At 67.2% G+C, this 14,288-nt stretch carries 13 protein-coding genes; 1 reads left to right on the forward strand and 12 read right to left on the reverse strand.

What is annotated here, in order from left to right; all coding sequences use genetic code 11:
- Positions 1–16: 16 nt before the first annotated feature.
- Positions 17–499, reverse strand: a complete 483-nt coding sequence (locus WS57_RS32390) for a nitrate reductase associated protein (RefSeq protein WP_009693434.1) — start codon at positions 497–499, stop codon at positions 17–19.
- Positions 500–621: 122 nt separating this feature from the next.
- Here WS57_RS32390 and fdhD point away from each other — a divergent pair, with 122 nt between their 5' ends.
- Complete coding sequence (gene fdhD / locus WS57_RS32395; RefSeq protein WP_009693433.1) at positions 622–1,446, forward strand: formate dehydrogenase accessory sulfurtransferase FdhD; 825 nt, start codon at positions 622–624, stop codon at positions 1,444–1,446.
- Between the two features lie 22 nt (positions 1,447–1,468).
- On the opposite strand, the gene WS57_RS32400 is transcribed toward fdhD, so the two are convergent.
- The 11 genes from WS57_RS32400 to WS57_RS32450 form a co-directional block, all read right to left on the reverse strand.
- The gene (locus tag WS57_RS32400; RefSeq protein WP_009693432.1) at positions 1,469–2,236 is read right to left on the reverse strand and encodes an enoyl-CoA hydratase; all 768 of its coding nucleotides are present in this window, start codon (positions 2,234–2,236) and stop codon (positions 1,469–1,471) included.
- A 91-nt stretch (positions 2,237–2,327) separates the two neighbouring features.
- Positions 2,328–3,527, reverse strand: a complete 1,200-nt coding sequence (locus WS57_RS32405) for an acetyl-CoA C-acyltransferase (protein ID WP_009693431.1) — start codon at positions 3,525–3,527, stop codon at positions 2,328–2,330.
- Positions 3,528–3,553: 26 nt separating this feature from the next.
- Complete coding sequence (locus WS57_RS32410; protein WP_009693430.1) at positions 3,554–5,989, reverse strand: 3-hydroxyacyl-CoA dehydrogenase/enoyl-CoA hydratase family protein; 2,436 nt, start codon at positions 5,987–5,989, stop codon at positions 3,554–3,556.
- A gap of 112 nt (positions 5,990–6,101) precedes the next feature.
- The gene (locus WS57_RS32415; protein ID WP_009693429.1) at positions 6,102–7,889 is read right to left on the reverse strand and encodes an acyl-CoA dehydrogenase C-terminal domain-containing protein; all 1,788 of its coding nucleotides are present in this window, start codon (positions 7,887–7,889) and stop codon (positions 6,102–6,104) included.
- A 57-nt stretch (positions 7,890–7,946) separates the two neighbouring features.
- Positions 7,947–8,546, reverse strand: coding sequence for a TetR/AcrR family transcriptional regulator (locus tag WS57_RS32420; protein ID WP_009693428.1), 600 nt, complete (start codon positions 8,544–8,546; stop codon positions 7,947–7,949).
- A 188-nt stretch (positions 8,547–8,734) separates the two neighbouring features.
- Positions 8,735–10,009: a cardiolipin synthase ClsB gene (clsB, locus tag WS57_RS32425; RefSeq protein ID WP_009693427.1), complete on the reverse strand. Its 1,275-nt coding sequence runs from the start codon at positions 10,007–10,009 to the stop codon at positions 8,735–8,737.
- Positions 10,006–10,494, reverse strand: coding sequence for a dihydroneopterin triphosphate diphosphatase (nudB, locus tag WS57_RS32430; protein ID WP_009693426.1), 489 nt, complete (start codon positions 10,492–10,494; stop codon positions 10,006–10,008). Before nudB ends, clsB begins: the two co-directional genes overlap by 4 nt.
- A gap of 156 nt (positions 10,495–10,650) precedes the next feature.
- Positions 10,651–12,453, reverse strand: coding sequence for an aspartate--tRNA ligase (gene aspS, locus WS57_RS32435; RefSeq protein ID WP_009693425.1), 1,803 nt, complete (start codon positions 12,451–12,453; stop codon positions 10,651–10,653).
- Between the two features lie 67 nt (positions 12,454–12,520).
- Positions 12,521–13,171, reverse strand: a complete 651-nt coding sequence (locus WS57_RS32440) for a DUF502 domain-containing protein (protein ID WP_040128152.1) — start codon at positions 13,169–13,171, stop codon at positions 12,521–12,523.
- 61 nt (positions 13,172–13,232) lie between these two features.
- The gene (locus WS57_RS32445; RefSeq protein WP_059513370.1) at positions 13,233–13,556 is read right to left on the reverse strand and encodes an FmdB family zinc ribbon protein; all 324 of its coding nucleotides are present in this window, start codon (positions 13,554–13,556) and stop codon (positions 13,233–13,235) included.
- A 95-nt stretch (positions 13,557–13,651) separates the two neighbouring features.
- Entirely contained in the window at positions 13,652–14,278 is a 627-nt protein-coding gene (locus WS57_RS32450) for an SAM-dependent methyltransferase (RefSeq protein ID WP_059513368.1), read from the reverse strand.
- Positions 14,279–14,288: the final 10 nt, after the last annotated feature.

Here is a 14,288-nt window from a genome sequence, read left to right on the forward strand (position 1 = left end):
CGCCGGCGCGCCGTGCTCAGTGCGGCGCGGCGAGCCCGAACTCGCGCATCGCGGGCAGGAAATCGTGATTGAGTTTCGGCTTGCGCGACAGCTTCATCAGCACGTAGCGCTGGAACGGCGCGAGCTGCTGCCATTGCCCGAGCGCGGGCGCCGGCAGCCCGGCCAGCGCGCTCTGCTGCACCAGCGCGTCCGGCACCGTTTCGGTGGTGCGCCAGGCCGGCTGCTCGTCCGGCTGGAACCACGACGGTTCGAGATCCGCGTGCGTGCGCAGCATCTCGAACAGCGCATGGTCGAAGTTCGGCTCGATCGCGGCGTCCTCGTCGGCCGGAAAGCGCGCGAGCAGCCTGCGATCCTCGAGCGGCAGCATCTGCCACTGTTCGAGCGAGATCCGCAGACCGAAGCGGTCGAGATTGAAACGCACGATCATCGGGATGTATTTGAGGTTTTCCGACGATTCGTGTTCGAAATTGAATAGCAACGGTGCGTCGCTGAGTCCCATGATCGTTACCTGACGTGGCGGATGCCGGCGCGGCCGGCCTGCCTGAGGTATTTTAGAACCTCTGCGCGCGTCCGGCGGCGTCATCGCCGCGACGGCCGTGCCGCAAATCAACGGGAGTGCTCGTGAATCCGATTGAAACCGCCGAACCGCGCGGCGCGATCGAACTGTCCGTGCAGCGCACGCGCGGCGGCGCGGTCGTCACCGCGCACGACTACGTCGGCCAGGAATGGCCGGTCGCGCTCGTCTTCAACGGCATTTCGCATGCGGTGATGATGTGCACGCCGTGCGACCTCGAGGCGTTCGCGGTCGGTTTCGCGATCTCGGAAGGGATCGTCGAGCGCGGCAGCGACATCAAGGACATCGAGGTGTTCCTGCATGCCGACGCACCGCTGCCGTATGCGGAAGTGCATCTGGAGGTCGTCCAGCAGGCGTTTGCCGCGCTGAAGGACCGGCGCCGCGCGCTCGCCGGCCGTACCGGCTGCGGCGTGTGCGGGATCGAAAGCATCGACCTGCTCGACCTCGCGCCCGAGCGCGTGCCCGATACCGGCTTTCTCGCGCGCCTCGCGCCCGACGCGCTGTCGCGCGCGGCGCACGCGCTGCCCGCGCACCAGACGCTCACGCAACTGACCGGCGGCCTGCACGCGGCCGCATGGTGCGACGCAACAGGCGCGATCCGCACCGCGTTCGAGGATGTCGGCCGCCACAATGCGCTGGACAAGCTGATCGGCTCGCTCGTGCTGTCGCGCGCCGACACCACCGACGGCTTCGTGTTCCTGTCGAGCCGCGCGAGCTACGAGCTGGTGCGCAAGGCCGCGCGCGTCGGCATCCCGATGGTCGCGACCATTTCCGCGCCGTCGTCGCTCGCGATCGACATCGCGAAAGCGGCCGGCCTGCGCCTCGTCAGCTTCTGCCGCGAAACCGGCCACGTCGACTACGGCACCGCGTGAGCGCGCGGCGCCGCGCCGTCCGTCAGTCGAACTGACGGAAATCCGGCTTGCGCTTCTCGAAGAACGCCGTCATCGCCTCGCGCGCTTCGGGCGCGCGCAGCATCGCGGCGAAATGGCCGGCCTCCTCGGTCATCCGCGCGGCAACGGTCACGCCGCCCGTATCCTTCAGCAGCGCCTTCGTCACGCGCAGCGACGACGCCGGCAGCGCCGCGAGCTTCGCGGCCTGCTTCGCGGCGAACGCGTCCAGTTCGGCCGCCGGCAGCACGCGGTTGACGATGCCGATCCGGTGCGCCTCCAGCGCATCGAACGCCTCGCCGAGCAGCAGCTTCTCGGCCGCGACCTGATGGCCGGCGAGGCGCGGCAGCAGCACGCTCGACGCGGCTTCCGGGCACAGCCCGAGCTGCGCGAACGGCAGCGAGAACGTCGCGGTGTCGGCCGCGTAGACGAGGTCGCAGTGCAGCAGCATCGTCACGCCGACGCCGATCGCGATGCCCGGCACCGCCGCGACGACCGGCTTGCTCGCACCGCTGATGCGCGCGAGAAACTGGAAGACCGACGCGTTCTCGTCCTTCGGCGGCGACTTCAGGAAGTCCTCGAGATCGTTCCCCGCGCTGAAGTTGCCGTCGCTGCCGCGCAGCAGGATCGCGCGGACCGCCTTGTCCTCCTGCGCGTCGGCCAGCGCATCGGCCATCGTCTGATACATCGCCGCCGTCAGCGCGTTCTTCTTCGCCGGGCGCGCGATCGTGATCGTCATCACGCCATCGGCGCGTTCCACCAGGATATCCGTCACTACCGTCTCCTTTGACTGTCCTCTGTCGGAATGAAAAAGCGGTGCGCAAGCTCGTGGCTCGCGCACCGCCGTCGCTACCGTGCCGTCCTGCTTACAGGCGTTCGATGATGCCCGCGGCGCCCATGCCGGTGCCGACGCACATCGTGACCATCCCGTACTTCAGGTTGCGGCGGCGCAGGCCGTGCACGACGGTCGCCGCGCGGATCGCGCCGGTCGCGCCGAGCGGGTGGCCGAGCGCGATCGCGCCGCCGACCGGGTTGACCTTCGACGGGTCGAGGCCGAGATCGCGGATCACCGCCAGCGACTGCGCGGCGAACGCCTCGTTCAGCTCGATCCAGTCGAGATCGTCCTGCTTCAGGCCCGCGGCCTTCAGCGCGGCCGGAATCGCTTCCTTCGGGCCGATGCCCATGATTTCCGGCGGCACGCCGCGCACCGCGAAGCTCACGAAGCGCGCGAGCGGCGTCAGGTTGAACTGCTTGAGCACCTTCTCCGACACGACGAGCAGCGCACCCGCGCCGTCCGACGTCTGCGAGCTGTTGCCGGCCGTGACCGAGCCCTTGTTCGCGAACACCGCGCGCAGCTTCGCGAGGCCTTCGATCGACGTATCGGCGCGCGGGCCTTCGTCGAGCGCGATCTCGCGCGTCTTCACGTCGACTTCGCCGCTCGCGAGGTTCGGGAAGCGCTCGGTGATCGTGTACGGCGCGATCTCGTCACCGAACTCGCCGGCCTGCTGCGCGGCGAGCGCCTTGCGGTGCGATTCGACCGAGAACGCGTCCTGGTCTTCGCGGCTGACCTTCCACTGCTCGGCGACGCGCTCGGCCGTCAGGCCCATCCCGTATGCGATGCCGAAGTCTTCGCTGCGATCGAAGATGTGCGGCGACATCGACGGCTTGTTGCCCATCATCGGCACCATGCTCATCGATTCGCAGCCGCCCGCGAGCAGCGCGTCCGACTCGCCGACGCGGATGCGGTCGGCCGCCATCGCCAGCGCGGTGATGCCCGACGCGCAGAAGCGGTTGACCGTCACGCCGCCGACCGTCTGCGGCAGGCCCGCGAGCAGCGCGCCCATGCGCGCGACGTTCAGGCCCTGCTCCGCTTCCGGAATCGCGCAGCCGATGATCGCGTCCTCGATCAGCTTCGTGTCGAAGCCGGGCACCTGCGCGACCGTCGACTTGATCGCATGCACCAGCAGCTCGTCCGGCCGCGTGTTCTTGAAGACACCGCGCGGGGCCTTGCCGATCGGCGTGCGGCTGGCGGCGACGATGTATGCGTCTTGCAGTTGTTTGCTCATTTGAAACTCCTTGCCTTATCGCTCGCTCAGTTACGCACCGGCTTGCCGGTCTGCAACATGCCCATGATCCGTTCCTGCGTCTTCTGCGTGCCGAGCAGCTCGACGAACGCGCGACGCTCGAGCGCCAGCAGCCATTCCTCGTCGACCAGGCTGCCCGCCTCGACGTCGCCGCCGCACACCGCTTCGGCGATGCGGCTCGCGATCAGGTAGTCGTGGTCGCTGATGAAGCGGCCGTCGCGCATGTTGACGAGCTGCGCCTTGATCGTCGAGATTGCCGAGCGGCCCGCGACCGGCACGTCCTTCGCCTTCAGCGGCGCGCGATAGCCGGTAGCGGCGAGGGCGCGCGCTTCCTTCTTCGCGACGTCGAGCAGCTCGAACACGTTGAACACGATCGTGTCGGACGGCTTCACGTAGCCCATCGCGCGCGCATCGTGCGCCGACGACGATACCTTCGCCATCGCCGCGTTCTCGAACGACTTCGTGACGAACTTCAGGATGTCGGTGGTCGCGTTCGCGGCGGTGGCGGCGTCCGCGGCGCGCAGCGCCGCTTCCTTCAGGCCGCCGCCGGCCGGCACGAGGCCGACGCCCACTTCGACGAGGCCGATGTAGCTCTCGACGTGCACGACGCGCTTCGCGCTGTGCAGCATCAGCTCGCACCCGCCGCCGAGCGCGATGCCCGACACGGCCGCGACGACCGGCACGTTCGCGTACTTCACGCGCATCATGCCGTCCTGGAACTTCTTCACGAACGGCTCGATGCCCTTCGCGCCGCCCATCATGAAAGCGGGCATCGCCTCCTCGAGGTTCGCGCCGGCCGAGAACGGGCCGCCCGGCGTGCCGAGCTTCAGCGAGGTCGGCTGCCAGATCACGACGCCCTTGTAGTCCTTCTCCGCGAGTTCGATCGCCTGCACGAGGCCGTCGATCACGCTCGGCCCGATCGTGTTCATCTTCGACTTGAACGACACGATCACGACGTCGTCCTCGCCCGCGCGGTCGTCGACCCAGGCGCGCACTGCGTCGGTCTCGAACAGCGTCTTGCCGTAGGTCTTCGGATCCGCGCCGGCTTCACCGAGCAGCGGCGCACGGAACACCTGCTTCCGATAGACGGCGAGATCCGAACGCGGCACGAAGCGCTTCGACGCCGGCGCCCACGAGCCTTCGGCCGTGTGCACGCCGCCCTTCTCGGCGACCGCGCCTTCGAGCACCCACGACGGCAGCGGCACGTTCGCGAGCGCCTTGCCGGCCGCGATGTCTTCCTGCACCCACTCGGCGACCTGCTTCCAGCCGGCGGCCTGCCAGCCTTCGAACGGGCCTTCGTTCCAGCCGAAGCCCCAGCGGATCGCGAGGTCGACGTCGCGCGCGTTGTCGGCGATCGATTCGAGATGCACGCCGATGTAATGGAACACGTCGCGGAAGATCGACCACAGGAACTGCGCATGCGGATGGTTGGTCTCGCGCAGCAGCTTCAGGCGCTCGGCCGGCGGACGCTTCAGGATGCGCGCGACGGTTTCGTCGGCCTTCGCGCCCGAATCGACGTAGCTGCCCGTCTTCGCGTCGAGCACCTTGATCGCCTTGCCTTCCTTCTTGTAGAAGCCGCCGCCCGTCTTCTGGCCGAGCGCGCCCTGCTTCACCAGCTCGGCGAGCACGGCGGGCGTCTGGTAGACCGGGAAGAACGGATCGTCGGCGAGGTTGTCCTGCATCGTCTTGATCACGTGCGCCATCGTGTCGAGGCCGACCACGTCCGCGGTGCGGAACGTCGCCGACTTCGCGCGGCCGAGGCGGCTGCCCGTCAGGTCGTCGACTTCGTCGAAGCGCAGCCCGAACTTGCCGGCCTCGGCGATCACCGCGAGGATCGAGAAGATGCCGACGCGGTTCGCGATGAAGTTCGGCGTATCCTTCGCGCGCACCACGCCCTTGCCGACGACGCTCGTCAGGAACGTCTCGAGCTGGTCGAGGATTTCCGGACGCGTATGCGCGGTCGGGATCAGCTCGACGAGGTGCATGTAGCGCGGCGGGTTGAAGAAGTGCACGCCGCAGAAGCGTGCCTTCAGCTCGTCCGAGAAACCTTCGGACAACTTCGTGATCGACAGGCCTGACGTGTTGGTCGCGAAGATCGCGTTCGGCGCGATGTGCGGCGCGACCTTCTTGTACAGGTCGTGCTTCCAGTCCATCCGCTCGGCGATCGCCTCGATCACGACGTCGCACTCGGCGAGCTTCGCGATGTCGTCCTCGTAGTTCGCGGCCTCGAGGTATTTCGCGTCTTCCTTCACGCCGAACGGCGCGGGCGACAGCTTCTTCAGGTTCTCGATCGCCTTCAGCGCGATCGCATTCTTCGGGCCTTCCTTGGCCGGCAGGTCGAACAGCAGCACGGGCACGCGCGCATTGACGAGATGCGCGGCGATCTGCGCGCCCATCACGCCGGCGCCCAGCACGGCGACCTTGCGAATCAGGAAATTGCTCACGGGATGTCTCCGGATAATGTCGTGCAGCGCGGATTGGGTGGGCTGCACGGCGAAGTGAGTACCAGGAACCGTTGCGTTCGGGCGGCGCGCTCGCGCACCGCCCGGACTCGCGTCAGAACAGCGATTCGTCGACTTCCATCAGCGTCTTCGAACCGGCGCGCGCGGCGCGGATCGTCGCGGCCGTTTCCGGCAGCAGGCGCGCGAAGTAGAAGCGCGCCGTCGCGAGCTTCGACTTGTAGAACGGATCGCCCGACGCTTCGTTGTCGAGCGCGAGGCGCGCCATGCGGGCCCAGAAGTACGAGAACACGAGGTGACCGACGGTGCGCAGGTACGGCACGGCGGCGGCGCCGACTTCGTCCGGGTTCTGCATCGCCTTCATGCCGATTTCCATCGTCAGCTTCTGCACCTTCTCGCCGATGTCGGCGAGCGGGTTGATGAACTCGGACATTTCGGGCTTCACGCCTTCCGCCTCGACGAAGTCGGACACGAGCTTGCCGAACTTCTTCAGCTTCGCGCCCATGTCGCCGAGCACCTTGCGGCCCAGCAAGTCGAGCGACTGGATCGAGTTGGTGCCTTCGTAGATCATGTTGATCCGCGCGTCGCGCACGTACTGCTCCATGCCCCACTCGGAGATGAAGCCGTGGCCGCCGTAGATCTGCATCGCGTGGTTGGTCGACTCGAACGCGTTGTCGGTCAGGAACGCCTTGATGATCGGCGTGAGCAGCGCGACGAGGTCGGCCGCTTCCTTGCGCACCGCTTCGTCGGCGTGCGACAGCTCCTTGTCGATCTGCAGCGCGGACCAGTACGTGAACGCGCGCGCGCCTTCCGCGTAGGCCTTCTGCGTGAGCAGCATGCGACGCACGTCCGGGTGCACGATGATCGGGTCGGCCGGCTTGTCCGGCGCCTTCGGGCCCGTCAGCGAGCGCATCTGCAGACGCTCCTTCGCATACGCGAGCGAGTTCTGGTAAGCGACTTCGGTGAGGCCGAGGCCCTGCATGCCGACGCCCAGGCGCGCGGCGTTCATCATCACGAACATCGCGTTGAGGCCCTTGTTCGGCTCGCCGACCATCCAGCCCTTCGCGTTGTCGAGGTTCATCACGCAGGTCGAGTTGCCGTGGATGCCCATCTTGTGTTCGATCGAGCCGCACTTGATGCCGTTGCGCTCGCCCGGCTCGCCGGCCGCGTCGGGGATGAACTTCGGCACGATGAACAGCGAGATCCCCTTCGTGCCCTGCGGCGCGTCCGGCAGGCGCGCGAGCACGAGGTGGATGATGTTCTTCGACATGTCGTGCTCGCCGCTCGAGATGAAGATCTTCGTGCCGCTGATCGAGTACGAGCCGTCGCCGTTCGGTTCCGCCTTGGTGCGCAGGATGCCGAGGTCGGTGCCGCAGTGCGGCTCGGTCAGGCACATCGTGCCGGTCCATTCGCCCGACACGAGCTTCGGCAGATACTGCTGCTGCAGTTCCGGCGCGCCGTGCGCGTGCAGGCATTCGTAGGCGCCGTGCGACAGGCCCGGATACATCGTCCATGCCTGGTTCGCCGAGTTCAGCATTTCGTACAGCGCGTTGTTCACGAACGCGGGCAGGCCCTGGCCGCCGTATTCCGGATCGCAGCCGAGCGCCGGCCAGCCGGCCTCGACGTACTGCTGATACGCTTCCTTGAAGCCGGTCGGCGTCTTCACGACGCCGTCGCCTTCATACGTGCAGCCTTCGCGGTCGCCGACCTGGTTCAGCGGAAACAGCACCTCGGCGCAGAACTTGCCCGCCTCTTCGAGGACCTGGTTGATCGTGTCGGCGTCGAGATCCGCATGCTTGGGCATTTGCTTGAGCTCGGCTTCGACGTTCAGAAGCTCGTGCAACACGAATTGCATGTCGCGCAGCGGCGCGGCGTACTGTCCCATGACTCTCTCCAAAGGTGGGCAAACGGCTCGAGCTCCAGGCGGGCGGATCACGCGCCGCTAACGGCTCTCGCTCTGATACGAAACAATCGTCTTTTCCAGCGCGGCCCACGTGAGGCGCACCGCATCCGGCGAATGCAGGAAGCGCGCATCGTGATGCAGGCCGAGCGTGAAGCTGTACAACTCGAAGAGCATCAGGTCCGGATCGGTATCCGCACGCAGATGCCCCTCTTTCATCGCCTGCGAAATGGCGCGCAGCAACGCGGCGCGCCAGGCCGTCACGCTCGCGATCAGCTGCTCGCGCACGGGGCTGTCCGGCCGGTCGTCGTACTCGACGGCGCCGCTGATGTAGATGCATCCGGTCGTCACCTCCTGGATGCGCTTCTCGATCCAGCGCGCCAGCATCGCCCGCAGGCGCGGCAGACCGCGCGGCTCGCGCAGGCTCGGAAAGAACACCTCGTTTTCGAAACGATGGTGATACTCGCGGACGACCTCGACCTGCAGGTCCTCGCGCGATCCGAAGTGCGCGAACACGCCGCTCTTGCTCATCTGCATCCGTTCGGCCAGCAGGCCGATCGTCAGCCCCTCCAGCCCGTCACGGCTGGCGAGGTCCAAAGCAGCTTCGAGTATCGCGGCACGCGTCTGTTCGCCTTTTCGCATAGCTTTTTCTGTCACCGTTCGGGGGTTCAAATAAAATCGAACGGCCGTACTATTATTGGGTGCGACCGCCCGCGGAAACAAGGAAATTATTAGAAACCGGTGTCTAACCGAGCCGCTATTTTGCGCGATTCCGGCGGCGCCGGAGCGGCTTTTCCGCACGAACGTGCGGTCTTTTTTGAAGTGTGCGCTTAATCGTAGCTGCCGACCGTCAGCGCCTTCATCACGATGCGGTATGTCGTGTACGCGAGCCAGTTCAGGATACGCTCTCCGAGCGGGCGCGCCGCATAGAGTGCGGGGTCGATCTCGCGGCCGTCCTCGAACGCGGCCGCGATCGCGTCGCGCAGCTCGTTCGTGATTTCGTCGTAACGGACCAGCACGACATTGGCCTCATTGTTCAGCATCAGGCTCAGGGCGTCCAGATTCGACGAGCCGACCGTCGCCCAATTGTCGTCGATCACGGCCACCTTGCCGTGCAGCATCGTCTTGTCGTATTCCGCCACGCGCACGCCTGCGCGCAACAGCGCGCGATAGAGGAACGGCACGGCCGTATCGAGCGCCGCGAATTCCTTGCGGCCGATCAGGACCCGCACGTCGACGCCGCGCCGCGCGGCGCCGGTCAGCGCGCGGCGCAGCTTGCGGCCCGGCATGAAGTACGGGTTCGCGACCAGGATCCGCTGGCGCGCCCGGCCGATCGCCGCGAGATACGCCTTCTCGATCGTGCGGCGGTTGACGACGTTGTCGCGCGCGACGAACGCGACGCTCGGCTCGGTCACGACGCGCAGCGCGCCGGCCTTGATCCATCGATGGCTGCGCATCCAGCGCCGGAACATCTCCGGAAACGCTTCGCCGCCGTGCAGCCCGGCCGCGTACTGCGCATACGGCTTGTGGCCGAACAGGATCCGGTGCCACTGCAGTTCGAACGCGGCGCGCACGTCCGACACGGCGGGCCCCGTCATCTCGACCGCGAAATCCCAGCGCGGATGCGTCAGCGTCGTGCCGTTCTGCGCGTAGTCGTCGACGATGTTGATGCCGCCGCAGAACGCGGCGTCGAGATCGATCACCGCGAGCTTGCGGTGCGTGCGCGAGAAGCCGAAGCGCCCGAACAGGTAGCGGTTGTAGATGCAGTGTTCGATGCCGGCGTCCGCCCACGCGTCGAACAGCGGCGTGCGCGCGGTGCCGACGCCGTCGGTGATCACGCGCACGCGCACGCCGCGCTGCGCGGCGCGGATCAGCGCATCCGACACCAGGCGGCCCGCCGCGTCGTCGCAGAAAATGTAGGTTTCGAGCATCACCTGCTCGCGCGCGGCATCGATGCGGTCGATCAGCGCGGGGAAGAACTCGCCGCCGCCCTCGCACAGCCGCACCGTGTTGCCTGTCGTGAACGCGAGCCGCGACGCGGAGCCACGCTCCTGCAGGAACATCTGCCGCAGCTGTGCAAAACGCTTGCGGGCCTCCGCCGTCATGCGGACGCGCCGTGTTGCGCGAGCGCCGCGCGCACGGGCAGTTGCAGGATCGCTTCGGCGTTCGACGGCGAGAAGCAGCGCGCGGCGGCGTCGCGATACGGCAGCCACGCGTAGTCGACATGTTCGCGCGGCGACAGCGTCACGGCGACGCGGCGCGGCACGCACAGGCCGAACCAGTGCTCGGTGTTGCGCGTGACGCCCGGCGCGTAGCGGTGCAGGTACTGCGGGTAGATCGTGTATTCGATCCGGTGCTGCCAGTCGACGAGCGCGTCGCGCGGCACCTCCGGCGTACCGACCACGATGCCGGTCTCCTCGGCCACCTCGCGCGCGGCGGTGAGCGCCAGCGGCTCGTCGGGCGTGTCCTTCGATCCCGTCACCGACTGCCAGAAGTCGGTCTGGTCGGCGCGCTTGATCACCAGCACGTCGAGCTCCGGGGTGTAGATCACGACGAGAACGGATTCGGGGATTTTCGGCGGCTTCGTCATCTTTGTTTCATACGGCAGGGCCGCGCCGGCGGCTCGCGCCCCCGAACGTGCGGCAGGTGCTGCGACTGTACCGCAAAAAGCGAAAAAGGCGCCACGGCGCCTTTTTCTTCGAGCGATGTGCGCGTGACCGCGCACACCACGATGCACGAACGCGCGTTACGCCTTCGGCTGCTCCGGTTGACGCAGGCGGATGTGCAGTTCGCGCAGCTGACGCTCGTCGACCGGGCTCGGCGCCTGCGTGAGCAGATCCTGCGCGCGCTGCGTCTTCGGGAACGCGATCACGTCGCGGATCGAATCGGCGCCGGCCATCATCGTGACGATGCGGTCCAGGCCGAAGGCGATGCCACCGTGCGGCGGCGCGCCGTACTGCAGCGCGTCGAGCAGGAAGCCGAACTTCGCCTGCGCTTCCTCGGCGCCGATCTTCAGCGCGCGGAACACCTTGCTCTGCACTTCCTCGCGGTGGATACGCACCGAGCCGCCGCCGATTTCCCAGCCGTTCAGCACCATGTCGTAGGCCTTCGCGAGGCAGCGGCCCGGGTCGGTCTCGAGATACTCGAGGTGCTCGTCCTTCGGGCTGGTGAACGGATGGTGCGCGGCGACGTAGCGTGCGTCTTCGTCGTCGTATTCGAACATCGGGAAGTCGACGACCCACAGCGGCTTCCAGCCGGCTTCGACGAGGCCGTTCGCCTTGCCGAATTCGGAATGGCCGATCTTCAGGCGCAGCGCGCCGAGGCTGTCGTTGACGACCTTCGCGCGGTCGGCCGCGAAGAAGATGATGTCGCCGTCTTCAGCGCCGGTGCGCTCGAGGATCGCCGCGATCGATGCGTCGTGCAGGTTCTTGACGATCGGGCTTTGCAGGCCGTCGCGGCCCTTCGCCTTCTCGTTGACCTTGATCCAGGCGAGGCCCTTCGCGCCGTAGATGCGCACGAATTCCGTGTAGCCGTCGATGTCGCCGCGCGACAGCTCGGCGCCCTTCGGCACGCGCAGCGCCGCGACGCGGCCGTCCTTCGCATTGGCCGGCGTGCTGAACACCTTGAAGTCGACGTCCTTCATCGCGTCGGTCAGCTCGGTGAATTCGAGCTTCACGCGCAGGTCCGGCTTGTCCGAGCCGAAACGCGCCATCGCTTCCGAGTACGGCATCACCGGGAATTTCTCGTCGAGCGCGACGTCGATCGTCGTCTTGAAGATGTGACGGATCATGTCCTCGAACAGGTCGCGGATTTCCTGTTCGCCGAGGAACGACGTCTCGCAGTCGATCTGCGTGAATTCCGGCTGGCGGTCGGCGCGCAGGTCTTCGTCGCGGAAGCACTTGGTGATCTGGTAGTAGCGATCGAAGTTCGCGACCATCAGCAGCTGCTTGAACAGCTGCGGCGACTGCGGCAGCGCGAAGAACTGGCCGGCGTTCACGCGCGACGGCACCAGGTAGTCGCGCGCGCCTTCCGGCGTGCTCTTCGTCAGCATCGGCGTTTCGATGTCGATGAAGCCCTGCTCGTCGAGATACTTGCGCGCCTCGATCGCGACGCGGTAGCGCAGGCGCAGGTTGTGCTGCATCTGCGGGCGGCGCAGGTCGAGCACGCGGTGCGTGAGGCGCGTCGTTTCCGACAGGTTGTCGTCGTCGAGCTGGAACGGCGGCGTGATCGACGCGTTCAGCACGTTCAGCTCGTGGCACAGCACCTCGATCTTGCCGCTCTTCAGGCCCGCGTTGACCGTGCCATCCGGACGGTTGCGCACGAGCCCCTTCACCTGCACGCAGAACTCGTTGCGCACGCCTTCGGCGGTCGCGAACATTTCCGCGCGATCCGGGTCGCACACGACCTGCACCAGGCCTTCACGATCGCGCAGGTCGATGAAGATCACACCGCCGTGATCGCGGCGGCGCTGCACCCAGCCGCACAGCGACACGGTTTGGCCCAGCAGGTGTTCGGTCACGAGACCGCAGTATTCAGTACGCATCGACATGATGTTTGCTTTCGTTCGGTTTGATCAACGGGTGCCGCAACGCGCGGCCCGGGCGATGATTCTTGGCTTACAGCGGCGGCTCGACGGGGCGGCGGGCGGGCGCCGGAACCGGCGCCGGAGGCGCCACGACGCCCATCGAGACGATGTACTTGAGCGCGGCATCGACCGACATGTCGAGTTCGATGACTTCGCTCTTCGGCAGCATCAGGAAGAAGCCCGACGTCGGGTTCGGCGTCGTGGGCACGTACACGCTCACGTACTCTTCCGTCAGATGGTTGACCACGTCGCCGCCGGGCGCGCCGGTCAGAAACGCGATCGTATACGAGCCGCGACGCGGGTATTCGATCAGCAGCGCCTTGCGGAATGCGTTACCGCTGCTCGACAGCAGCGTGTCCGACACCTGCTTGACGCTCGTGTAGATCGGTCCGACGACCGGGATGTGACGCACGACCGCGTTCCACCACGTGACGAGCTTCTGGCCGATGAAGTTCTGCGTGGCCAGCCCGACGACGAAGATGAACGCGAGCGTCAGCACCGCGCCGATGCCCGGCAGGTGGAAGCCGAGCATCCGCTCCGGCTGCCACGATTCGGGCAGCAGCAGCAGCGTCTGGTCCATCGTGCCGATGATGAGGCCGAGCACCCACAGCGTAATCGCGAGCGGGACGAGAACCAGCAGGCCGGTCAGAAACACCGATTTCAGGGTCGTCTTTTTCATCATCTGCCGTCAATGGACCGCGCCGGCGGCGCGAAATGGGCGCGGCCCGGCGGGGCCGCGACTGTCAACTGCTGGCGGCGGCGGGCGCCGCGGCCGGTGCCGGCGCGGCGCTCGTCGTCGTGCTTTCGGCCGCCGGCGCAGCGGCGGGCGCGGCCGCTGCCGCGTCGCCCGGCGACGCCGCTGCCGGCGCGCTGGTGCCGCCCGAGCCGCCGCGGAAATCGGTGACATACCAACCGGAACCCTTGAGCTGGAAGCCCGCGGCAGTCACCTGCTTGCGAAAGGCATCCTTCCCGCATTCCGGGCATTGCGACAACGGCGCGTCGCTCATCTTCTGGAGCACGTCCTTCGCGAAACCGCACGCTTCGCATCGATAGGCGTAGATCGGCATGATATTTTTCCCGCAGAAACTGGAAACGGCTTGCAAAACCTTGAATTATAGCCGAAACCTCGGCGCGCCCCGGCAACCGGCGCGACATCGGGGCCTCAGCGGCGACGCCACGTAAGCCAGCGTTCATGCCCTTCGAACACGGCCAGCGAATCGGCCACCGGCAGATCGTCGACCAGTTCGAAGTGCGGCGCGAGCAGCGCGTCGAGTTCGTCGCGCCGGATCCCGAACGGCGGCCCCTTCGGCTTGTCCATCACGAAGAAGTAGCCGGCCAGCAATGCGCCCTTCGGCAGCAGCGCGGCCATCGTCGCCGCGTAGTCGGCGCGCCGCGCCGGCGGCAGCGCGCACAGGAACGCGCGCTCGTAGACCCACTGCACGTCGAACGGCGGCCGGTACGCGAAGAAATCGGCCTGCTCGACCACGTCCGCGTGCGCACCGAGCTGCGCCTTCGCGGTCGCCACCGCCTGCGCGGCGAAATCGATCGCGCGCACCGGCCAGCCGGCCCGCGCGAGCCAGCCGGCTTCCTGCGCGCTGCCGCAGCCGGGAATCAGCACCGCGCACGGCCCGAGCCGCGCCGCGAACGCGCGAAAGCCTTCCGGCACGCCGCCGAACTCCCAGGGCGTCACGCCGCGCGCGAAGCGCTCGTCCCAGAACGATGCGTCGCCCGGGTCGCGCGTCGAGAAATCGGCCGACGCCGGCACATTCGGTTGTTTCGGATCGGACATCGCCGTGCTC

The sequence above is a fragment of the Burkholderia pseudomultivorans genome (assembly GCF_001718415.1).
Taxonomy (GTDB): domain Bacteria; phylum Pseudomonadota; class Gammaproteobacteria; order Burkholderiales; family Burkholderiaceae; genus Burkholderia; species Burkholderia pseudomultivorans_A.